Genomic DNA, 21,268 nt, shown 5'->3' with positions numbered 1-21,268 from the left:
GTTCCGGTTGGCGCTGGAGTTTTGCGCCGAGATTGCCTGGATATGCGGCCGCTTCTTCTTCTTGGGGCCGCATCAGGCTCGCCAGGATTAGGCGCCGAAAAACATACATTGTCAATTTATTGTATGCATACATGTCTGCGACAATTTCGCCCGCCGACCATTTACACCACGAAGCTTGAGGCGGCGGGGGGCCGGCCGATGAGGTCGTTGATGACGAGAAGACTGCGTCGCAGCTCCGCTTGGCCGGCAGCGGCGCCCAGGCCGAGGCGGACGGCTTCCGGTGGCGCGCCGAGCGCAAAGGCGTCGCTTGCAACGACGCTGATGCCGGCTGCCTGCAATCGCGCGCTCAGTTCGCCGCGTGTCCAGGGCGGCGGCAACTGCAGCCAGGCGTGAAACGCATGCGGATGCGTTTGTGCGACGCCGGCTGGAAGAAGCTCGGAGACGATGCGCTGTCGCGCCGCCGTCTCTCTACGTATGGCTGCGAGCACGGCGTCAGCCGTCCCGTCCTCGATCCAGCGCGTGGCGATAGCGGCCGCAAGAGGGGACGCCATGCCGACAGTGGCCCGGATCGCGCCTTCGACGCGGACCGAGCTTCGGCTGTCCGGCACGACAAGATAGGCGATGCGCAAGGCCGGCGACAGGCATTTCGCAAGGCCGCCGACATAGTAGACGAGGTCAGGCGCCAGCGCCGCCAACGGGCGCGGCGTCGAAACGGGAAGGGCGCCATAGGCATCGTCTTCGATGATCGCTACGTCGTGCCGCCGGGCAATTGTGACGATCGCCTGGCGCCGTTCGAGCGAAAGTGTCGTTGTCGTGGGATTGTGAAGCGTCGGATTACAATAGAGCGCTTTCGGCGTTTGCTTCGCGCAGAGTTCTTCGAATGCTTCGGGCAGGAGGCCCTCTCGATCCATGGCGAGGCCGTGCAGCCTGATGCCGAGATGTGCTGCGAGCGCGCGCAGGCCGGGGTAGGTGATTGCCTCGGCGCAAATCATGTCACCGGCCTTGGTCAGGCTGCCAAGCGTGGCAAGCAGAGCTCCTTGCGCGCCAGCGGCAATCAGAACGCGCTCAGCCGGAACCTCGCCCAGCCTGGGTTTCAGCCATGCGGCGCCTGCAGCACGGTTGTGCAGGGTGCCGCCCGGCGGCTGGTATCGCATCAGGAGTTCGAGCCCATGATCGGCCTGCAGCGCCGCCATGTCGTCCCAGAGCCGAGCGGCGAGCATCGGGTCGTCGAACAACGGCGGCAGGTTCATGCTCATGTCGATGAGGCCGCCTGCCGGCGTACTGCCGGTTCGGATGCGTCGCGTTTTCACGTAGGTGCCCTGGCCGACCCGGCCCTCGACGAGGCCGCGATGCTGGGCTTCGTTATAGGCGCGACTGACGGTGGTGAAGTCGATCCCCAGCGCCTCGGCAAGCGTGCGCTGCGGCGGCAGACGCATCCCCTCGGACAGGCGCCCTTCGCTGATATCGGCAGCGATGGCGTCGGCGATCGCGAGATAAAGCGGTCCATCCGATTTACGGATTACCGGTTGCCACGAAATTCCCAAGCGCACGTCCGCCATCGCGATTACCTCATGCTAATTGTATGGATATTGCATGTTTATCCGATTGAGGGCAAGTGTTAACAGTGGGAATGCAGCGGCGCGCCCGCGACCAAGCGTCGCCTAGCGTGTCACGCTTGCCGTTGCCAGCAACGCGCCGAAGCCGACGAGCAGGGCGCCGAAGGTGCGATCGATCCAGTGGCGAAGCGCGATAAGACGAAGCCGTACCGTCCCGGAGGAAAAGAACAGGGCAACGATTGCGAACCAGATCAGATGTGCGGCAGAGATAAACGCGCCGTAACCCATCTGGACGGGCAGAGCCGTGGTCGGCCCGACGACTTGCATGAACAGGCTGACGACAAAGACCGTCGTTTTGGGGTTGAGCGCGTTGGTGAGAAACCCCACACGCAGCGCACCGATGTCGGAGAGGGCGGGATGTGCGGCCAAGCCCGTCGTTTCGGCTGGCTTGGTGCGTAGCATCCTGATGCCAAGCCAGATCAGATAGGCGGCGCCGACGAACTTCAGGACTGTGAAGAGAAATAGCGACTGGCGAATCAAGAGGCCGACGCCGAGCAAAGTGTAGGCGACATGGACCCAGACGCCGGCGGCGATACCGAGCGCCGTCAGGACGCCGGCCCGCTGCGACAAAAGCAGGCTGTTGCGTGTCACCATCGCGAAATCCGGCCCCGGACTGATGACTGCAAAGATTGTAATGGTTACTACAGCTAACAGTTCAGTCATTGTCTTTCCCGTTCGCCTCTTTCATTAATGTCTAAATAACTTGATCGGTGAGAAGCGACTAACGATGAGTTCTGACCATTTTGGTGAGCTGCACTCACAGATGTCGGCGACGCGGCTTCCGCCGCTGGCGGCGCTGCGCTGTTTCGAGGCGGCGGCCAGACTCGAGAGCTTCAGTCGCGCCGCGGACGCGCTCCATCTGACGCACGGCGCGATCAGTCGCGCGGTCCGGCTTATCGAAGACGAACTCGGCGTGGCGCTGTTCGAACGCCGCAGCCGGCGTGTCTTCCTGACAGAAGCGGGGCGAAAGTTGGCGGCGGCCGTGCGCGAAGGTTTCGGTCTGGTGGAGAGTGCCGTCCGGGAGATCAGGGACGTGGCGCGAACGCCGGCGTTGGTGGTCTCCTGCGAGCCGACCCTTCTGATGCGCTGGCTGATACCGCGCCTTCCTGATTTCCAGGCGCGGCATCCGGAGGTGTCTATCCATCTCGTTGCCGGAGGTGGGCCGGTGTCCTTGGGCCGTGGCATCGATCTGGCGATCCGACGCGATGATTTTCCTCGATCGGGGGGCACTCATGCCGTGCCGCTCTTTCCAGAGCGAATAGGTCCGGTCTGCCGAACGGACAAAATCGCCCTGTTTTTTAACGAGGCTGAGGCCGGCTCTTTGCCTCAATTGCGCAAGGACGCGATCCCCTTGCATACGCGAACGCGGCCAAATGCGTGGGAGACCTGGGGGACGACGGCAGACCGCGCCGCACCCGAACAGCGCGGCCAAGTCTTCGAGCATTTCTATATCAGCCTTCAGGCGGCCATCGCCGGGATCGGCGTGGCGATCGGGCCTTGGCAACTCGTCCGCGACGATATCGACAATGGCATCCTGGCCGCGCCGTGCGGTTTTATCGAAGACGGTACGGCCTATCATCTGCTGTCGCCGTCAGCGATCGGCGACCATGGACCAAGCGCGGCGTTGCGTGACTGGCTGCTGGCCGAATCGATCTGAAACGGACCGTTTTCATTTCTGTCATTTGCATAAAGGCGAGCAACGTCATACGTTTAACGAACACGCGCGCATGACCGGCGATGCCAGTCGGCGGAAAGGCGCGCGAAGCACCTGATATGCAATCGATTCGACCCTCGGGTCCTGGAGCGGCGCCATGAACATCCTCAAAATCAATCTCGGCCAGGAGCGCGGTACGCTGCGCCCGGCTAGCGCAAAGGCATCGAGGATCGTGGCCGACGTCATGAAGGCACTGGTCGTTCCGGCGGCGGCTATAGGCCTAGTGGCGTTCGCAGCGCCGTCGATGGCGCATGCCGCCAGTTGCAAGGATTCCGCATCGCCTGGAGCCGATTGGACCGACTGCAACAAGAAAGCGCTTATGCTCGGCGGCAGCGACCTTCAGGGTGCCAATCTCGTCAACACCGACTTCACCTTGACGGATCTGCGCGGTGCGAACCTGACAGAAGCCAATCTGGAAAAGGCAACTCTGGTTCGATCCTCGATTGCGGGCGCGACCGCGAATGGCGCGAACTTCTCCAAAATCGAAGCCTATCGGTGCAATTTCGCAGGCGTCTCCGCCGAGAAGGCATCGTTCGTCAATTCCGAGCTGCAGCGGGCCAATTTCAGCGGTGCCCGCCTGACGGGGGCAAGCTTTGAGAAGGCCGAACTCGGCCGGGCGAATTTCGACAAGGCGGAGCTCACCGGAACCCGGTTTACCCATGCCAACCTTTCGCGCGCGGACCTGACCAGCACGAGTTTTTCCGGCCCGATCGATTTCCAGGGGGCGTTCATGTTCCTGACACGTATCGAGGGCGTCGACCTGTCCGAGGCAACCGGACTTGAACAGGAGCAGGTCGACATGACTTGCGGTGACAGCTCGACCAAGCTTCCCGCCGGCATGAGCACGCCGGCGGGCTGGCCCTGCGCCAGCGACTGATCGCCGTCACAAAGCCGCGGCCCAATCGGTCGTTATGCCAAATGCCGCTTTGCGGCAATCGCAAGGCATTCCTTGAAGGCTTGCAGGTCGGTCAGGCGATCGGCCTCAGGCACTTCGCGCTGGACGAGCCTGCCTTCCCTTCGCAGAACGCCGCCATCGAGCATCAGGTTGTCGGCCATATCGAAGTCTTCGATGCTGAGCCCGTCCGGACCGGCCATGCGGCCGTCGAGGCGCAAGCCGGCCTTGCCGCCGTAGTGGTCGTGCAAGATGCGCTCGTAGTAGCTGCGGGAGGTGTTCGTATAGGCATAGACGTGCTTGCTGTGACCGCACATGAAGCCGAGTTCGAAGACCGTGCCGACATCGGCGCTGATGCCGCGAAACGGTGTCAGGTTGGCGATGATGATGTCGGCGGCAAGCATCATGCCTTCGTCGACGGCGTAGATCGCAAGGCCGCGCTGATGCTTGGTCGGAGCCGGCGGAATCTCAAGATCGCCGGGCACGAGCGGTGTGAACCCGGCTGCACGCGCCAACTCTGCCTTCAATTTCTGAATCTCCGCCGCATTGGGCAGAAACACTTCCGGGCCAGCGAGATAGACTTTCACGCGCATTTCTCCTCACATTTTCGAGCGGCCAATCTAGGAGAGCTGCAGCGCCGAGCCTAGCCATGGACTTCAGCTTGCCCACGGTTTTTTGGAGCGTGGGAAGCAGGTATGCTGGCTGAGCGCATTGCCGCACCGGTGGAGACGCCCGTGGCTCGCCATGTGCCACCTTCGGTCAATTCCGGAGATTTGCGCATGCCACGCGGGCGAGCTGGTCATGCGGACGTGTCAAAATCTGCAGCCGATGTCAGCGGGGGCTGCGATCGCAACCGCCGCCACCGGCGCGCGCACCATCCCACGGGAAGGCTCGCAGGTCGTTGAAGGCTCGGTCTCCGCCACGTTCACATGCGGAAACACTCCTAAATACGGGTGTTCCCTAACGAATCCTGTTTGCACGCAGGCATGCCAGAATGCCCGCCGCCGGTTTGCAAGGGCGCTTCTCCGGTTTCGATTCGCTCCATGGTTGCCGCTTCCCCCTTATTTTTCCCATGCCCTGGTCCGCTGGTGGGCCGCCGTTTTCACCGCCGTATGCGACTTTAAACAATCATGCATACAAAATTGTCGACAAAATAGTTGACATTGTCGCCGACAGCTTCAAATCTAGGGCAACTTGCTCACGAGTGGGTGAGGGCGCCTGCATATGGCGACTGATGAGAAAACAGAGGGAACGACATGAAACTGAGAAAGCATCTCCTCGCGGGGTTGGCATTTGCCTTTCTCGCATCCTCGGCCTCCGCCGAAACGCTGCGTTGGGGTAGCCCGCGGGACATCTTCTCGCTCGACCCCTATTCCTATGGCAGCACCTCGAACCTTGCCTTCCTCAACCACGTGTACGAAGGCCTGACCCGCTATACGCCGGAGTTCAAGGTCGAGCCGGCGCTCGCCACGAGCTGGGAGATGGTCAAGGACAAGGTCTGGCGCTTCCATCTGCGCAAGGGCGTAAAGTTCCAAAACGGCGCCGAGTTCAACGCTGACGACGTCGTCGCCTCCATGGCCCGCGTCAGCCATCCGACCTCGCCGCTGCGCGGCAACATTCCGGCCTATGTCTCGACCACCAAGGTCGACGATTACACGGTCGACATCGAAGTCAATTCGCCGAACCCGCTCTTCCTCAACGACATGACCAACATCTTCATGTTCGACAAGGACTGGCTGGTCGACAACAAGTCGGAGCTTCCGACCGACGTCGGCGCCAAGGTCGAAGGCTACGCCACCTACAACACCAACGGCACCGGCCCGTTCAAGGTCGAATCGCGCGTGCCCGACAGCAAGACCGTTCTCATCAAGAACGACGGCTGGTGGGATACGCCGAAGCACAATCTCGACCGCATCGAATTCATGCCGATTACTTCGGCCGCAACCCGCGTCGCAGCGCTGCTTTCGGGCGAAATCGATCTGACCGATGGTGCGCCGGTGCAGGATCTTGAGCGCCTGAAGAGCTCGCCGGACATCAAGGTCATCGAGCGCACTGACCTGCGCACCGTTCACATGGTCTTCAACCGTCACGAGACCTTCGCCGACGGTCGCGAAAACTTCTTCAACAACATCAAGGTGCGCCAGGCGATTGACCATGCCATCGACCGCCAACTGATCTTCAAGCGCGTGATGCGCGGCAAGTCGCATGTCGCCGGCACCATGGTTGCTCCGGAAATCCCGGGCTACAGCGCCGAACTCGACGTGCCGACCGCGTATGATCCGGAACTGTCCAAGAAGCTGCTCGAAGAGGCAGGCGCCGTCGGCAAGGAGTTCACGCTCGTCTGCATGAACGACGAAAGCGTCAACGAGGAAGACGTCTGCAGCGCACTGGTCTCTATGCTGTCGCGCGTCGGTCTGAAGCCGACCCTCGACATCGGTCCGCGCGCCGTGCAGGCGCCGAAGCGCGCCGGCGGCAAGTCCGACGCCTACATGATCGGCTGGGCCAACGAGCCGACGCTCGATGCCTACTCGATCCTGGTTCAGGTTCTCTCGACCCGCGAAGGCGCGGCCGGCGTCGCCAACTATGGCGGCTGGTCCTATCCGGAACTCGACGCGATGGTGAAGAAGGCCGCGCTCGAGATGGATCACGACAAGCGTCTGGCGATCGAAACCGAGGCGCTGAAGTTCGCCAAGGATGAGGTCATCATGATCCCGTTGCACCAGCAGCCGATGGCCTGGGCAATGTCGAAGAACGTCACGGATGTGACCATTCGGGCCGACAACAAGCCGCGTCACTGGCTGACCCGTATCGGCGATTGAGTTTTCTTGCCCCGGCAGAGCGTCCTTTGCCGGGGCTCCTCATTCAGCGAGAAACCCAATGATTGTCTTTCTCATCAAGCGGCTGGCCAATGCCGTTCTGGTCATGCTCGCCGTCGCGCTGCTCGCCTTCCTGATCTTCCGCTTCGCCGGCGACCCGGTCGAGTTGATGGCCAACGAGCAGATGTCGCAGGCCGACCGTATCGAGCTGCGCGAAAAGCTCGGGCTCAACGATTCGTTCCTCACCCAGTTCGGCCGCTTCGTCGGCAATGCCGCCCAGGGCGATTTCGGCATCAGCTACCGCAACGGCCAGGATGTGATGAAGCTCATTGCCGAGCGCTTCCCGGCAACGATGGAACTGGCGCTGGTCGCAACCGTCCTGTCGCTCCTGATCGGTCTTCCACTTGGTGTCCTGACCGCTATCCACCGAGGGCGATGGTATTCCGAGGGGTTGCAGTTCGTCAGTATCATCGGCGTCTCCTTGCCGAGCTTCGTCGTCGGTATCCTTCTGATCCTCGTCTTCGCCGTAACGCTCGGCCTCGTACCTGCTTTCGGGCGCGGCGATGTGGTGCAGCTCGGCTGGTGGAGCACCGGCCTGTTGACGTCGTCGGGCCGCGCATCGCTGCTTCTGCCGTCGCTCGCACTCGCGCTCTACCAGATCACTCTGGTCATGCGTCTGGTGCGCGCAGAAATGATGGAAGTGCTCCGCTCGGACTTCATCAAGTTCGCACGCGCCCGTGGCGTGCCGCGGTGGCGGATCTATTTCCGACATGCGCTCAGGAACTGTCTGATGCCGGTTGTCACCATGACGGCGATGAACTTCGGCTCGCTGATCGCCTTCGCGCTGATCACCGAAACCGTGTTCCAGTGGCCGGGCATGGGCATGCTCTTCATCCAGGCGGTCACCTTCCTCGATATGCCGGTCATGGCGGGCTATCTCTGCATCGTCTCCTTCATCTTCGTCACGCTCAATACGCTCGTCGATATCGCCTATGCGGTCATCGATCCGCGGTTGCGCGATGCAACCCGCTGAGGTCGTTGCCATGACAGATCACGTCCAGCAAACCACACCGGCGCGCAAGCCTTCGCGGCTTGCCCGCTGGCGCCAGAGCGATCTCTGGTGGTCCTTCACCCACAAGCCTTCGGCAATCATCGGCGCGATCATCCTTGCGTTCCTGATCGTGACCGCCTTTGCAGCACCTTTGATTGCGCCGCAGAACCCCTTCGATCCGGCCCAGCTCGAGCTTTGGAACTCCGAACTGCCGCCGATCTGGGAAGCCGACGGCCAATGGCCTTACGTGCTCGGCACCGACACGCAAGGGCGCGACATGCTCTCGGCCATTCTCTATGGCTCGCGCATCTCGATCCTGATCGGCGTCGCCTCGGTCGTGCTTTCGCTCGCCGTCGGCCTTAGCCTTGGCCTCGTTGCCGGCTATTTCGGCCGCTTCATCGACAACTTCCTGATGCGCATCGGCGACGTGCTTCTGTCGATCCCGACGATCCTGATCGCCATTCTCGTCAGTGCCGTCGCGCGCCAGATGCTGCCGCCGGAACTGCGGGACGTCGGCTCTGCCGCCGTTCTGGTGCTGGCGATCACGCTCAGCGCCTGGGTGCAATATGCCCGTACCGTGCGCGCCCAGACGATCGTCGAGCGCGGCAAGGAATACGTTCAGGCGGCGCGTCTTCTGAAAACGCCGGCGCGGCGCATCATGCTGAAGCACATCCTGCCGAACACGCTGACGCCGATCATGGTTGCCGCGACCCTGAACTTCGGCATGGCGATCCTGACCGAAGCGACGCTGTCGTTCCTCGGCATCGGCATGCCGCCGAGCCAGCCGAGCCTTGGAACGCTGATCCGTCTCGGCAACCAGTTCCTGTTTTCGGGCGTATGGTGGGTGGTGCTCTTCCCCGTCGTCCAGCTTTGCCTTCTCGTGGTTTCGGTCAACCTTCTCGGTGACTGGCTGCGCGATGCGCTCAATCCGAAATTGAGGTGAATGATGTCCAATCTCCTGATCCGTAACGTCAGGCCCAATGCCGGCGAAGCGACCGACATCCTCGTGCGCGACGGCAAGATCGCCGCCTTCGGCAAGGGCCTCGCCGCCGATGGCGTGGCCGTGGAAGACGGCAACGGTCATATCGTGATCTCCGGTCTGATCGAGGCGCATACCCATCTCGACAAGTCGGTCTGGGGCATGCCCTGGCACGTCAACGCCAAGACCGCAACGCTGCGCGAACGCATCGATTTCGAACGCGAAAAGCGGCTGGAAATCGGCATTGATCCGCACCGCCAGTCCATGCGCCAGGCGATCATGCTCGCTGCCAATGGCGCAAGCCACATCCGCAGCCATGTCGACATCGACACCACCCATGGCCTCCGGCTGATGGAAGGTATCATCGAGACCCGCCAGGTGCTGAAAGATGTCATCGATATCGAGGTCGTCGCATTCCCGCAGTCGGGCCTCGTCACGCGGCCCGGCACTGTCGAGTTGCTCGACAAGGCTCTGAGCAATGGCGCGGAAGTCCTTGGCGGCATTGACCCCTGTGGCATCGATCGCGACCCGAAGGGCCATCTCGACGCGATCTTCGGCCTTACCGAAAAACATGGAAAGCCGATCGACATTCACCTGCATGAGCAGGGCGAACTCGGCGCCTTCAGCATGGAGATGATGTTCGAGCGCATCCGCGCGCTCGGCATGCAAGGCAAGGTCGCAATCAGCCACGCCTTTGCGCTCGGCGCACCGGATTATCTGCGCGTCGGCGGTCTCATCGAACAGATCGCCGAACTCGATATCCGTATCGTCACGACAGGCTCTCCGTCTTCGACCGTGCCTTCGATCCTGCGTCTGAAGGATGCCGGCGTGAAGGTTGCTGCCGGCTGCGACGGTATCCGCGACACCTGGGGTCCGTGGGGCCAGCCCGACATGATGGATCGCGCCCGCATTCTCGGCATGAAGAACGGCCTGCGCCGCGACGTCGATCTCGAACATGCGCTTTACGTCTGCTCCAAGGGCGGCGCCGACGTCATGGATATCAAGGGATATGGCCTCGATGTTGGCTGCGATGCCGATTTCACCCTGCTCACCGGCGAGACGCTGGCGCATGCCGTCGTCGACGTCGCGCCGCGGCCGCTGGTCGTCAAGCGTGGCCGCGTCGTCGCCCGCAACGGCGTGGCGGAGGTGGCGATCCCATGACCAACATCAAGGATTTGACGCTCGGTGAGCGCGCCGAAGGACGCACGCTTCTGACAGCACAATGGGTGCTCGGGCACCGCGACGGTTCGCACCGGCTGATCCCGAACGGCGAAGTCGTCATCGAGGGCGGCACGCTGCTCTATGTCGGCCCACGTTTCGAAGGAGAGGTGGCACGCCGCATCGATCTCGGCGCAGCCATGATCAGCCCCGGGCTCATCGACCTCGATGCGCTGTCTGATCTCGACACGACGATCTTAGCGATCGACCATCAGCCTGGTTGGGCCAAGGGTCGCGTCTGGCCGCTGAGCTACATCGAGCGCGGCCCCTATGAGATGTACACGCAGGAGGAGCTGGCGTTCCAGAAGCGCTTCGCCTTCGCGCAGCTTCTCTTGAATGGCATCACCACCGCAGCGCCGATCGCCTCGCTTTTCTATCGCGAATGGGGCGAGACCGTTGCTGAATTCGCCGCCGCATCCGACGCCGCAGGTGACCTGGGTCTTCGCGTTTATCTGAGCCCGGCCTATCGCGCCGGCGGCATGATGGTGACGGCGCCGGGTCAACTCGAAGCGATCTTCGACGAGGCAAGGGGTCTGAAGGGCCTTGACGACGCGATTGGCTTCATCCGTGACCATGAAGGTCGCCATGGTGGCTTGGTGAAGGGCCTGCTGGCTCCCGACCGGGTGGAAACCTGCACCGAGAAACTGCTGGTGCGCACCGCCGATGCGGCGCGCGACCTCAATTGCCCGATCCGGCTTCATGCTGCGCAGGGCACGATGGAGGTCGACACCGTCCGCCGCCTGCATGGCAAGACGGCGCCGGAATGGCTGGCGAGCTTCGGTTTCTTGAGCGACCGGCTGATTGCGCCGCATGCGACCCAGGCGACCGACAACGATCTGCGTCTCTATGCCGAAAACGGCGTGAGTATCGTGCACTGCCCGCTGGTTTCGGCCCGCGGCGGCAGCACGCTCAACTCGTTCCGCTCGGTCAAGGCCCGCGGCGTCAATATTGCCATGGGCACCGATACGACGCCGCCGGACATGCTGATGAACCTGCTCGTCGGCCTGATCGCTGCCCGCGTCGTCGAAGGCGACCCGTCAGCCGTCAGCTGCGCCGATCTCTTTGATGCTGCGACACTTGGCGGCGCCAAGGCCCTCGGTCGCTCGGATCTCGGTCGCCTGGAAGCGGGCGCCCGTGCCGATATTGCCGTGTTCGATCTCATGGACCATCACATGGCGCCGGCGATCGATCCGATCACGACGCTCGTCGTCGGTGGTTCCGGACGCGTCACCAAGGCGGTCTTCGTCGATGGCCGTCTGTCGATGCGATATGGCGCGGTGGCAGGCTTCGACATGAACGCGGCACGCGCGCAGGCACAGGTCCAGTTCGATGGCCTGATTGCCAAGTATCCGGAGCGGAGCTTCGGTCACCCGCCTGTCAGCGAGATCTTCCCGCCGAGCTACCCATTGGAGGTGCAGCGATGACTGAACATACCTCATCGGCCGTGCTCGACGTGCGCGGTCTCTGCGTCGAATTCCCTGGCCGCCATGGAACGGTGCAGGCGCTATCCGACGTTTCGCTCAGCATTCGCCCCGGCGAAATTCTTGGCGTCGTTGGTGAGTCCGGCGCCGGGAAGTCGATGACCGGTCTAGCCGTCCAGGGTCTTCTGGAGCCGCCTGGCCGCATTTCCGGCGGCGAGGTCTGGGTCGGCGGCCGCCGCATCGACCAGCTCGACGACAAGCAGATGCAGCAGGTGCGCGGCCGGCAGATCGGGGCGATCTTCCAGGATCCGTTGACCTCGCTGAACCCGCTCTTCACCGTCGGGGCGCAGCTAGTTGAAACCATCCGCCTTCACCTGAAGCTTTCCAAGGCCGATGCCAAGGCGCGGGCGATTCAGCTCCTGAAGGAAGTTGGCATTCCGGCGCCCGAGGCACGCTATGACCACTATCCGCATCAGTTCTCGGGTGGCATGCGCCAGCGCGTCGTCATCGCCCTGGCACTTGCTGCGGAACCGAAGCTGATCATCGCCGACGAACCGACGACGGCGCTCGACGTTTCGATCCAGGCGCAGATCACCTCGCTGCTTCGCCGTCTTTGCGACGATCACGGAACGGCGGTCATGCTCGTCACCCACGACATGGGCGTGATTGCCGAGACGGCCGATCGCGTCGCGGTCATGTATGCCGGGCGGCTCGTCGAAATCGGCCCTGTCGCCGAGGTGCTGAAAAACGCCCGTCATCCCTATACGCGGGGCCTGATGGGCTCGATCCCGGCGCTTGGCCGCCGCGTCGAGCGGCTGAACCAGATCGACGGTTCCATGCCGCGGCTGAACGCGATCCCCGCCGGCTGCGCCTTCAACCCGCGCTGCCCGGATGCCGGGCCGCGTTGCCGCAAGGACCGGCCCGAACCGGCGCCAGTCGGGACCGGCGTCGCCGCATGCTGGCTCAATGCAGGAGGAGTGCTATGAGTGATGCCCTGACGGTCAACGACCTGACCTGCAATTTCGACGTTTCGGCACCCTGGCTGAACCGCGTCATCGAGCGCAAACCGCGGCAGTTCGTGCGCGCCGTGGACGACATCAGCTTCAGCGTGCCCATGGGCGGCTGTCTGAGCCTCGTCGGCGAATCTGGCTGCGGCAAGTCGACGGTGGCGCGGCTGGTCACAGGTCTTTATCGCGCCAGCGAAGGCGAGGTGCGGTTTGCACCGAGCAAGAACGGCGAGCCGCTCTCGGCCCAAATGATCTTCCAGGATCCCTATGCAAGCCTCAATCCGCGCTGGCGGGTGCGCAACATCATCGCCGAACCGCTGCGCGAGTTGAAGCTGCGCAACTCCGAAGCCGAGATCATGGACCGGGTCGGCGAACTGCTGACGATCGTCGGCCTTGCGCCCTCGGACGGTGCCAAGTTCCCGCACGAGTTTTCGGGAGGCCAGCGCCAGCGTATCTCGATTGCCCGCGCGCTTGCCGGCGAGCCGGAGTTCCTCGTCTGCGACGAGCCGACCTCGGCGCTCGACGTGTCGGTCCAGGCGCAGATCCTCAACCTCATGCGCAAGCTGCAGGACGAGATGGGGCTGACCTATCTGTTCATCAGCCACGACATGAGCGTGGTTCGCCACATGTCGGACCGGATCGCCGTGATGTATCTCGGACGCATCGTCGAGGAGGCAGACACCGAGACACTCTTTGCCAATCCGAGGCATCCCTATACCCAGCTGCTGCTGGAGACGATCCCGGATATTACCCATCCAAAGCGCGGGCGCAGCATTGCGGCGAGCGAAGTGCCGAGCCCGCTGAACCCGCCGTCCGGCTGTACCTTCCATCCGCGTTGCCCGTTTGCAGACCAGCGCTGCAAGAGCGAGCGGCCGGAGATGCGCAGCTTCGCTGACGGCTCGCGTGCCGCCTGCCACCGCATCGAAGAAACTGTGAAGGCGATCAACGCAGCGTAACGCCAACCTCTTTCCCTGAAGACTTGGGCTCCGTGTCGTACCAGTCGCGGAGCCTCTTTTTTGCCGCCGGCAATTTTCAGTTTTTGCGCCAAGCAGTTCGCATGCCCCTTTCGCATCGCTGTCGTGGGGCAAGTGCTAGGCTGCTAACCGGAATTCAACGAAATAGACCGATGACCATTCCCGGGCTCCAACACTCACGTTAGGGTAGGGGCCTATGGTCGGACCGCTTCCCGCTCGGGACATCCGGCCGGGATCGAAATGCGTTGATTTGAAGAGTTGGCTTATGAACACGACCTCCGACACCGATTTCCCCGTCCTCAATGCCGTTGAAGCCCGCGTTCTCGGATGCCTGATCGAGAAGAAGGAAACGACGCCCGACGTCTATCCGCTGACGCTCAATTCGGCGCATTCGGCTGCCAACCAGAAAACGGCGCGCGATCCAGTCATGGCGCTCGAGCAGGTCGAGATCCACCGCGCTCTCTCGTCTCTGGGGCAGAAAGGGTTGGTCCGGCAAGCATTTGCCTCGCGGGTCGAGCGCTACGAGCACCTCGCAGCCAACCGCTTCTCGCTGACGTCGCCGCAGATCGTCGTGCTCGGCCTGCTTCTTCTGCGCGGCCCGCAGACGGCCTACGAGCTTTGGGCGCGCAGCGAGCGCATGGCGCGGTTCTCGTCGATCGAGGAGCTGAAGGACAATCTGGATCTGATGATGGGCCGCCGGCCGCCGCTCATCGTTCAACTGAACCGGGGTGCCGGCCAGCGCGAAGACCGCTTCGCGCATCTCTTGTGTGGTGAAGTCGAGCAGCCTGCCGAAAGGGCGGCCGTGTCGTCGGCGCCGAGCGGTTCGGCCCTATCGGCTCTCGAAGAACGACAGGAAGCGCTTGAGCGGAAGGTGGCGACGCTCGAGGAGCAGCTTGACGCCCTGACGCGCTGACAGCACGGCGCCGGAAACAAAATGTCCCGGGCGCCATGTGCGCCCGGTGACATATTCGGATGCGCTCAGCTGGCGTCGACCAGCCGGCAGGCCGGCGCTTCCTTGGTGCGCGGATAGTCGTACGCACCGACCTTCGAGGTGGCATAACCGCCCCCGACGAGCGCCTCGGCAAGCTTCACGGCTGCCGTGACGCCGTCGATCACAGGCATGCCGGTACGCGCCTTCAGGCGGTCGCAGAGCTCAGACATACCGGCACAGCCGAGGATGATCGCTTCGGCGCCATCCTCCTGGCGTGCTTTCAGGATCTCCTGAACCAGCATCTCCTCGGTGTGGGCCAAATCCTCCTCCAGCGCCAGCACGGGCATGTCGACCGATCGCACCTTGCGGCAGCGATGGCCGGCACCGTATGCCTCGGCGAGGTCCTCGATGATCGGCACGGAGCGGGGCAGGGTGGTGATGATCGTAAACCGGGTCGCAATGTTCATCGCCACCTGCACGGCCGCCTGACAGATGCCGATGACCGGACCGCGAGCGATCTCGCGTGCAGCGCCAAGTCCGGGATCGTCGAAGCAGGCGATTACATAGGCATCGATGCCGCGCGCTTCGCCTTTGCGGATTTCCGCAAGCATCGCTGGCACAGCCATCGCTTCGTCGGCATGGCCTTCGATGCTGGCTGGGCTCGATGTCGGGTTGATCGATTCGAGCTGGGTGTCGGATGCAGCGACGCGCTCGGCGCTGCGATGCGCCTGTTCGGTCATCGAGCGGGTGGAGTTCGGATTGATCAGCAGGATACGCATGGATCAGCTCGTCTTCCGCATGGCGTTTGCAGGGGGGGCATAGGCGGTAATGTCGGGCGTCGGCATGACGAACTGACGATCCGATGTGATGTAGTTGTTGGCGTGCAGCCGTGCGATCGGCTGGTATTGGGACGGGTCGACGTAGCGGCCTTCCTCGTCGAGGCAATCCTTACGCACGTGCATATGCACGACCTCGCCGAGAACGATGACGCGGCGGTCATATTCGATCAGCCGCTCAACGCGGCATTCCATCGAGCAGGGTGACTCGACGATACGGCGGGCGCCGACCTTGAGGCCGTCAGCCGCCGTCAGTCCGGCGATTGCCACTTCGTCGACATCCGGCTCGAAGGACAGGCCGCAGACCAGCATCTGGTCGGCGATCGCCATGTCTACCATGTTGACGACGAACTCGTTGGTGCGCCGGATATTGGCGACCGTGTCCTTCTCTTCCCCATTCGGGCGGGTCTGGATACCGAGAATGACGATCGGCGGGTCGTGCGAGAAGACATTGAAAAAGCTCATCGGCGCGGCATTGTCCTGTCCGCTCGGCGAGAGCGTCGAGACCAGCGCGATCGGTCGCGGACCGATGAAGTTCGTCAGCAGGCGGTAACGGTCCTGGGCCGGCAGTTCTGTGAAATCGAAGTCCATCGGAGCTCTCAATTGGCGCCGCGGCCCGGTCTATTTGCCGGTCGCACGGTCGTGTTTAAGCGGTTGCCATTGCACATCAAGTTGCGGTACACAATATTGTCTACAATTTTGTAGTCAATATCTAACTGCAGCGGATGGAATTGACTTTGAGCGCCGCACGGCGAGAGTAAGCGAACGGCTAAGGGAGATTTCATGTATAACGCGGACGAAGTCGCCGGTGCTCCGACGGCGATCATTTGCGAGAAGATCTGGCTTGCGATCGCAGAGCGTCGGCTACGGCCGGGAACGCGATTGAAAGAAGAACAACTTGCCGAAATATTCTCCGTCAGCAGGGCTCGCATCCGCCAGGCACTGACAGCGCTCGAGCGCGATGGCCTGGTGACGATCATGCCGAACCGGGGCGCCTTCGTCTCCGAGCCTTCGGTAGACGAGGCACGCGATGTCTTCGTTGCCCGCAGGGCGATCGAACAGCGGGTCGTCGAGCGGCTTTGCGAGCGCGCCAATCCCAAGGATCTCGTCCGGTTGCGCGCCCATATCGAAGAGGAGCGCATTGCCGGCCGATCCGGCAATCTCTCTGATATCGTTCGGCTTTCCGGTGGTTTCCACCTGTTGCTCGCGGAGCTTTCGGGGTCTGCCTTCCTCTTCGGTATCCTGCGCGACCTCGTGTCCCGGACATCCCTGATCACCGCAATGTACCGGTCGAACCACCTGCACAATTGCGGACCGGACGAACATCTGGCCGTGGTCGAGTACATCGCGTCACGCGACGTCGCGAGCGCGATCAAGGAAATGGCCGAGCACCTGAACCACGTCGAAGCGGAGCTGGACCTGGACGAGGAGAAAGACCAGCCCCGCGATCTTCGCACCGCATTGCTTTGATGCGGCGCGCGCGACCCATTGCACCGCACTTTAGAGGAGGCGGTGCCTGCAAGCAGACTGAAGGAAGATATGACCAACCGTAGTTACTATGCGCCGCATGGCGGCAACCCGCCCCAAACCCAACTCCTTTCGGATCGCGCGGTCTTCACCGAAGCCTATGCAGTGATTCCGAAGGGGACGATGATGGACATCGTCACCAGCTATTTGCCGTTCTGGGACAAGACCCGGCTGTGGATACTTTCCCGGCCGCTCTCCGGTTTTGCTGAAACATTTTCACAATATATCATGGAAATCGCTCCGGGCGGCGGCAGCGACCGGCCGGAACTCGACGAAGGCGCCGAGGGCGCGATCTTCGTCGTCGAGGGCGAATTGACCATCACGCTCGACGGTAAGGCGCATAAGATGCAGCCGGGCGGCTTCGCCTTCATTCCGCCGGCGAGCAACTGGACCGTTCGCAACGGAAGTGAAGCGATCGTTCGCTTCCACTGGGTGCGCAAGGCTTACGAGTATGTCGATGGCCTGCCCGCGCCGGAGGCCTTCTTCACCAACGAGGCCGAAATCACCCCGTCGCCGATGCCGGGCACGGAAGGCAAGTGGGCAACGACCCGCTTCGTCGACCCGACGGACCTGCGCCACGACATGCACATGACGATCGTAACCTTCGAGCCCGGCGCGATCATTCCCTTTGCCGAGACGCACGTGATGGAACACGGCCTTTATGTGCTCGAAGGCAAGGCCGTCTACCGGCTCAATCAGGACTGGGTCGAGGTCGAGGCCGGCGATTACATGTGGCTGCGCGCTTTCTGCCCGCAGGCCTGCTATGCCGGCGGTCCGGGCAAGTTCCGCTACCTGCTATACAAGGACGTGAACCGCCACATGAAGCTGCGCTCGCGTTAAGCGAGCCCACTCTAGGATAGACAAAACCGCGCGTTCCACCGAACGCGCGGTTTTTCTTTGCAATCAGATGACTATGGCGGCAGTCGCACCCCGTTGTTTAACGGAAGGGCACGTTCACCTTCTCAGTCCACCAGTTGCGGATCGGCCGGCTGCAGGCTGCGCGGCTGGAGACGCCTGAGCGTGTTGCCGGTCGGGTTCTTGTCGAGGTGGAGCACGCGGGTAAAGAAGTCGCTGCCGCGTTCGGTGCGTCCGATGTTGACGATCGCAACACCTTGAAGCTCGTCGTCCATGAACTTCAGCACGCGCTGGTAGGCGTCGTCCTCAAGGGTATCGAGCGCTTCGTCGATGATCAGCCAGCGCGGCTTGTGCAGGCTGAGCCTAGCAATGGCGAGTAGGCGCTGCTCGGCCTCGCTGAGGTTCATCTGCTTTCGCGCATCCTGGTCGAGCCGGCCGCTCAGGCGGCCAAGGCCGACCTTCGAGAGAACGGCGGCGAGTTCGCCCTTGCTGTAGGTATCGGGCGGGCTCGGATAGGCGAGCACTTCTCCAAGCGTGCCCGGCGGGAAATAGGGAGACTTCGGCACAAAGGCGAGGCCGTCGTCGACCGGCAGCGCAATGCGGCCGTGTCCCCAGGGCCAGAGCCCGGCGATCGCGCGGAAGAACGGCGCCTTTTCCACCTCCGGCGCGCCGGTGACGAGCACGCGTTCGCCCGGATCGATGGTGACGCTCGGTTCGCGAAGCTGGATGCAGCCGGTCGGCGAGACGATCTCGATGTTGTCGAAGCTCATCTGCGGCGTATCGGAGGTCCTGAAGTCGATGCGCTTGTCGCCCTCATGCCGTTCGTCGGTCATCAAGAGAGCCGAGCGGAAGGCGGCGACGCGCAGCAATGTGGCGCGCCAGTCGGCGATCGCGCCGATATTGTCGACGAACCAACGCAGCGACGCATGCACCTGATTGAAGGCGCCGACGGCCATCATCAACCCACCGAAGCTCAGATCGCCGGCGAAATAGACCGGTGCAGCAATGACGATCGGTGCGACGACGGTGATCCAGCCATAGCCGCCGGTCACCCAGGTGAGCCGCGTAACCGCACGCAGCAGGCCGTAGCTGATCTCGAGCACCGAGGCGAGGTCGCGCTGCAGCCGCTTTTTCTCATTGGCCTCGCCTGATGAAAGCGACACGGCCTCGATATGTTCGTTGACGCGCATCAGCGAGAAGCGCAGCGCCGCCTCCCGGGCATAGTGTTCGCCATTGAGCGCCACCAGAGGCCGGCCGACGAGCCAGCTCAGCCAGGAGGCGGTGCCCGCATAGAGGATCGCGGCCCAGACCATGTAGCCGGGAATGTCGAAGGAATAGCTCGCGACATGGAAGACGAAACCGTCGGACAGTGACCACAGCACGCCGATAAAGCTCACCAGCAGAATGCCGGATTGGAAGAGGCCGATCGAAAGTCCGGCCGAGAGATCGGTCAGGTGGCGCGCGTCCTCATGGATGCGCTGGTCCGGGTTGATGCCGATGGCGCCGGCATTCGCCAGCCGGAACGCGCGCGTCGGGCGCATCCATTCGGTGATCAGGTCCTGGGTCAGGCCTTCGCGCAGCCGCAGCTTGATGACCTGGCCGAGCCAGGTTTGCAAAACATTGAGAACGAGGAGCACGCCGGCGATCTGGGCGAAGACGACGAGCTGATGGAGAAAGGCCGGAAGGTCGCGTCGCTCGAGCGTGTCGTAGAACGGCTTGTACCATCGGTTGAGGATAATCTGACCAAAGGCTGTCACAACGATGACAACGATGATGCTTATGCTCAGCCAGATGATCTTGTTGCGCAGTGGCGAGGCCATGAAGGCCCGATGCATCATCCGCAATTGATCACCGAGGGATTGTTCGTCGCTGGGTTCTATCCGGCCGCTATTTTTGCCGTTCGTCCGGTTCGACATCGGTGCGAATCTCTCCTTCCCGGTCTCCTCGAGTAGAATATAGCCTGCCTTACCCTCTCTCCCTAGCGCGGATTGTCTGCGCCCACATGTAACTGCGGTCACAGCGCGGACCGTAAAATGCGTGACAATGCGGCACACTGCCCGAATTGCGGCGGGAAAGTTGAATTGCAACCCTCCGCAGAGGGTTCATAGTTTCGTGAGCGAGGTCGTAACACGGCACCGAGGGAGGAGCCTGCATGTCGGCGCATCTCGATCAAATCCGCGATCAGCAAAGAGAGACCTGGGACCGCTTCTCCGCCGGCTGGAAGAAGTGGGACGCACTGGTGCTCGGATGGCTCGCCCCCTTCGGCGAGGCAATGATCCGGCAGGCGACCATCAAGGACGGCGACCGGGTGCTTGACGTCGCTGCGGGAACTGGAGAACCAGGCCTGACGGTGGCGGCGTCGATACCGAAGGGCCGCGTGACTGTCACCGACCTTTCAGAGCGCATGTTGCAGGTGGCGAAGGAGAACGCCAGGCATCGCGGTCTTACGAATTTCGAAACGAGGGCCTGCGACGCTGGCGCCTTGCCGTTTCCGGAAGCAACATTCGACGCCGTCCTCTGCCGGTTCGGTTTCATGTTTTTTCCCGACGTTGCAGCGGCAGCCCAACAGTTGACGAGGGTCGCAAAGCCCCAGTCGCGTGTATGCGCTGCGGTGTGGGGTGCACCGGAAAAGAACGCCTGGGCAACGACGATCATGGCGACGATCGCCCGGCACGTCGACATGCCGAAGCCTCCGGCCGGCGCGCCCGGCCTGTTTCGCTGCGCGTCTGCAGGCCTGATGAAGGCCGTTTTCGAGGATGCGGGATTGCACGACATCCACGAGGAGGAGGTCACCACCACGATGGTCCACGAGACCCCGGAGGACTACTGGGCCTTCATGACCGAGATCGCCGCACCCGTCGTCGCCGGACTGGCACAGGCGGATGATCAGAAGCGCAACCGCATCCGCAGCGAGGTTCTCGACCTGGCAGGCCAGGCGATCCGGGCGGGAAAGGTGGAACTGCGCTCGACGGCAACGATTATCGCCGGCACGCGACCATAGCAGAAGAGAACGACGGAGCGGGGAGCGGGCTCTGTCGCATCGGATCGTCGACGATGCGATCGACTATCTCAGACAGGTCCGGGAACGACCGGCATGGTGCAACATGCCCGACATGGTGCGGGGGAGCTTTTCTGCCCCGCTTCCCAGAACGCCAAAGCCGCTTGAGGAGATCTACGCGTCGGTAGCAGAAAACGTGCTCGGCTATCCCATGGGCAACGTCCTCCCACCCTTTGGGCCTGGTATATGCGCTCGGACAACTTTACCGGTGTGCTTGGTTCTTGCAGCCGAACAGGGATCGAACGTCGGCGGCCGCAATCATGCCGCCGTACGTAAGGACCAGTAGGTCATCAATTGGTGCAAGGAAATTGGGGTTTCCGGCGTCGGCCAGCGTCGCGCTCGTCAGCAATAATGATACCAGCCGCACCCCAAA

19 protein-coding genes are annotated in these 21,268 nt (G+C 62.5%); 13 read left to right on the top strand and 6 right to left on the bottom strand.

Annotated elements, in window-relative coordinates; all coding sequences use genetic code 11:
- Positions 1-161: 161 nt before the first annotated feature.
- Together FA04_RS23945 and FA04_RS23940 are read right to left on the bottom strand one after the other, a co-directional pair.
- Positions 162-1,559, bottom strand: coding sequence for an aminotransferase-like domain-containing protein (locus FA04_RS23945; protein WP_034797935.1), 1,398 nt, complete (start codon positions 1,557-1,559; stop codon positions 162-164).
- Between the two features lie 102 nt (positions 1,560-1,661).
- Complete coding sequence (locus FA04_RS23940; RefSeq protein ID WP_034797933.1) at positions 1,662-2,279, bottom strand: LysE family transporter; 618 nt, start codon at positions 2,277-2,279, stop codon at positions 1,662-1,664.
- A 64-nt stretch (positions 2,280-2,343) separates the two neighbouring features.
- Between FA04_RS23940 and FA04_RS23935 the strand changes: the two genes are divergently transcribed.
- Both FA04_RS23935 and FA04_RS23930 read left to right on the top strand, forming a co-directional pair.
- The gene (locus FA04_RS23935; protein WP_034797931.1) at positions 2,344-3,273 is read left to right on the top strand and encodes a LysR substrate-binding domain-containing protein; all 930 of its coding nucleotides are present in this window, start codon (positions 2,344-2,346) and stop codon (positions 3,271-3,273) included.
- Positions 3,274-3,514: 241 nt separating this feature from the next.
- Positions 3,515-4,207, top strand: a complete 693-nt coding sequence (locus FA04_RS23930) for a pentapeptide repeat-containing protein (RefSeq protein WP_034798066.1) — start codon at positions 3,515-3,517, stop codon at positions 4,205-4,207.
- Positions 4,208-4,239: 32 nt separating this feature from the next.
- Here the strand turns inward: FA04_RS23930 and FA04_RS23925 are convergent, their stop codons facing one another.
- On the bottom strand, positions 4,240-4,815 hold the full coding sequence (locus tag FA04_RS23925; protein WP_034797929.1) for a nucleoside 2-deoxyribosyltransferase: 576 nt from the start codon (positions 4,813-4,815) through the stop codon (positions 4,240-4,242).
- A 663-nt stretch (positions 4,816-5,478) separates the two neighbouring features.
- Between FA04_RS23925 and FA04_RS23920 the strand changes: the two genes are divergently transcribed.
- From FA04_RS23920 to FA04_RS23885, 8 genes are all read left to right on the top strand, one after another.
- On the top strand, positions 5,479-7,041 hold the full coding sequence (locus tag FA04_RS23920) for an ABC transporter substrate-binding protein (RefSeq protein WP_060539346.1): 1,563 nt from the start codon (positions 5,479-5,481) through the stop codon (positions 7,039-7,041).
- Between the two features lie 58 nt (positions 7,042-7,099).
- Entirely contained in the window at positions 7,100-8,071 is a 972-nt protein-coding gene (locus FA04_RS23915; RefSeq protein WP_034797927.1) for an ABC transporter permease, read from the top strand.
- 10 nt (positions 8,072-8,081) lie between these two features.
- Positions 8,082-9,032, top strand: a complete 951-nt coding sequence (locus FA04_RS23910; protein ID WP_034797925.1) for an ABC transporter permease — start codon at positions 8,082-8,084, stop codon at positions 9,030-9,032.
- Positions 9,033-9,035: 3 nt separating this feature from the next.
- Positions 9,036-10,229 carry an amidohydrolase family protein gene (locus FA04_RS23905; protein WP_034798062.1) on the top strand — a complete coding sequence of 398 codons (1,194 nt, stop codon included), beginning with the start codon at positions 9,036-9,038 and terminating at the stop codon, positions 10,227-10,229.
- A complete protein-coding gene (locus FA04_RS23900; RefSeq protein ID WP_034797924.1) occupies positions 10,226-11,710 on the top strand; it encodes an amidohydrolase family protein in 1,485 nt (494 codons plus the stop codon). Before FA04_RS23905 ends, FA04_RS23900 begins: the two co-directional genes overlap by 4 nt.
- A complete protein-coding gene (locus FA04_RS23895) occupies positions 11,707-12,693 on the top strand; it encodes an ABC transporter ATP-binding protein (RefSeq protein WP_034797922.1) in 987 nt (328 codons plus the stop codon). The genes FA04_RS23900 and FA04_RS23895 overlap by 4 nt, the downstream gene beginning before the upstream one ends.
- Positions 12,690-13,670 carry an ABC transporter ATP-binding protein gene (locus FA04_RS23890; protein ID WP_234798773.1) on the top strand — a complete coding sequence of 327 codons (981 nt, stop codon included), beginning with the start codon at positions 12,690-12,692 and terminating at the stop codon, positions 13,668-13,670. Before FA04_RS23895 ends, FA04_RS23890 begins: the two co-directional genes overlap by 4 nt.
- 283 nt (positions 13,671-13,953) lie before the next feature.
- Complete coding sequence (locus tag FA04_RS23885) at positions 13,954-14,601, top strand: YceH family protein (protein ID WP_034797918.1); 648 nt, start codon at positions 13,954-13,956, stop codon at positions 14,599-14,601.
- Positions 14,602-14,666: 65 nt separating this feature from the next.
- On the opposite strand, the gene FA04_RS23880 is transcribed toward FA04_RS23885, so the two are convergent.
- Positions 14,667-15,398 carry an aspartate/glutamate racemase family protein gene (locus tag FA04_RS23880; RefSeq protein ID WP_034797916.1) on the bottom strand — a complete coding sequence of 244 codons (732 nt, stop codon included), beginning with the start codon at positions 15,396-15,398 and terminating at the stop codon, positions 14,667-14,669.
- A 3-nt stretch (positions 15,399-15,401) separates the two neighbouring features.
- Positions 15,402-16,046, bottom strand: a complete 645-nt coding sequence (locus FA04_RS23875) for a flavin reductase family protein (RefSeq protein ID WP_034797914.1) — start codon at positions 16,044-16,046, stop codon at positions 15,402-15,404.
- Positions 16,047-16,238: 192 nt separating this feature from the next.
- On the opposite strand from FA04_RS23875, the gene FA04_RS23870 reads away from it, so the two are divergent.
- Both FA04_RS23870 and FA04_RS23865 read left to right on the top strand, forming a co-directional pair.
- The gene (locus FA04_RS23870; protein ID WP_051659389.1) at positions 16,239-16,925 is read left to right on the top strand and encodes a GntR family transcriptional regulator; all 687 of its coding nucleotides are present in this window, start codon (positions 16,239-16,241) and stop codon (positions 16,923-16,925) included.
- A gap of 69 nt (positions 16,926-16,994) precedes the next feature.
- Positions 16,995-17,822, top strand: coding sequence for a bifunctional allantoicase/(S)-ureidoglycine aminohydrolase (locus FA04_RS23865; protein ID WP_034797912.1), 828 nt, complete (start codon positions 16,995-16,997; stop codon positions 17,820-17,822).
- 122 nt (positions 17,823-17,944) lie between these two features.
- On the opposite strand, the gene FA04_RS23860 is transcribed toward FA04_RS23865, so the two are convergent.
- Entirely contained in the window at positions 17,945-19,753 is a 1,809-nt protein-coding gene (locus tag FA04_RS23860; RefSeq protein WP_034797910.1) for an ABC transporter ATP-binding protein/permease, read from the bottom strand.
- Positions 19,754-19,989: 236 nt separating this feature from the next.
- Here FA04_RS23860 and FA04_RS23855 point away from each other — a divergent pair, with 236 nt between their 5' ends.
- Positions 19,990-20,838, top strand: coding sequence for a class I SAM-dependent methyltransferase (locus tag FA04_RS23855; RefSeq protein ID WP_034797908.1), 849 nt, complete (start codon positions 19,990-19,992; stop codon positions 20,836-20,838).
- Positions 20,839-21,268 lie beyond the last annotated feature (430 nt).

The organism is Ensifer adhaerens (assembly GCF_000697965.2).
GTDB classification, from domain to species: Bacteria; Pseudomonadota; Alphaproteobacteria; order Rhizobiales; family Rhizobiaceae; genus Ensifer; species Ensifer adhaerens.
Note: the sequence above shows the minus strand (reverse complement) of the source record. Positions and strands in the feature narration are given on the sequence as shown.

Bases quoted from the DNA above. Each gene is read 5' to 3' on its own strand.
- FA04_RS23930 (WP_034798066.1), top strand. From the start codon at position 3,515: ATGAAGGCACTGGTCGTTCCGGCGGCGGCTATAGGCCTAGTGGCGTTC.
- FA04_RS23890 (WP_234798773.1), top strand. From the start codon at position 12,690: ATGAGTGATGCCCTGACGGTCAACGACCTGACCTGCAATTTCGACGTT.
- FA04_RS23900 (WP_034797924.1), top strand. From the start codon at position 10,226: ATGACCAACATCAAGGATTTGACGCTCGGTGAGCGCGCCGAAGGACGC.
- FA04_RS23875 (WP_034797914.1), bottom strand. From the start codon at position 16,046: ATGGACTTCGATTTCACAGAACTGCCGGCCCAGGACCGTTACCGCCTG.
- FA04_RS23915 (WP_034797927.1), top strand. From the start codon at position 7,100: ATGATTGTCTTTCTCATCAAGCGGCTGGCCAATGCCGTTCTGGTCATG.
- FA04_RS23920 (WP_060539346.1), top strand. From the start codon at position 5,479: ATGAAACTGAGAAAGCATCTCCTCGCGGGGTTGGCATTTGCCTTTCTC.
- FA04_RS23945 (WP_034797935.1), bottom strand. From the start codon at position 1,559: ATGGCGGACGTGCGCTTGGGAATTTCGTGGCAACCGGTAATCCGTAAA.
- FA04_RS23895 (WP_034797922.1), top strand. From the start codon at position 11,707: ATGACTGAACATACCTCATCGGCCGTGCTCGACGTGCGCGGTCTCTGC.
- FA04_RS23865 (WP_034797912.1), top strand. From the start codon at position 16,995: ATGACCAACCGTAGTTACTATGCGCCGCATGGCGGCAACCCGCCCCAA.
- FA04_RS23935 (WP_034797931.1), top strand. From the start codon at position 2,344: ATGAGTTCTGACCATTTTGGTGAGCTGCACTCACAGATGTCGGCGACG.
- FA04_RS23870 (WP_051659389.1), top strand. From the start codon at position 16,239: ATGTATAACGCGGACGAAGTCGCCGGTGCTCCGACGGCGATCATTTGC.
- FA04_RS23925 (WP_034797929.1), bottom strand. From the start codon at position 4,815: ATGCGCGTGAAAGTCTATCTCGCTGGCCCGGAAGTGTTTCTGCCCAAT.
- FA04_RS23910 (WP_034797925.1), top strand. From the start codon at position 8,082: ATGACAGATCACGTCCAGCAAACCACACCGGCGCGCAAGCCTTCGCGG.
- FA04_RS23880 (WP_034797916.1), bottom strand. From the start codon at position 15,398: ATGCGTATCCTGCTGATCAATCCGAACTCCACCCGCTCGATGACCGAA.
- FA04_RS23860 (WP_034797910.1), bottom strand. From the start codon at position 19,753: ATGTCGAACCGGACGAACGGCAAAAATAGCGGCCGGATAGAACCCAGC.
- FA04_RS23905 (WP_034798062.1), top strand. From the start codon at position 9,036: ATGTCCAATCTCCTGATCCGTAACGTCAGGCCCAATGCCGGCGAAGCG.
- FA04_RS23885 (WP_034797918.1), top strand. From the start codon at position 13,954: ATGAACACGACCTCCGACACCGATTTCCCCGTCCTCAATGCCGTTGAA.
- FA04_RS23855 (WP_034797908.1), top strand. From the start codon at position 19,990: ATGTCGGCGCATCTCGATCAAATCCGCGATCAGCAAAGAGAGACCTGG.
- FA04_RS23940 (WP_034797933.1), bottom strand. From the start codon at position 2,279: ATGACTGAACTGTTAGCTGTAGTAACCATTACAATCTTTGCAGTCATC.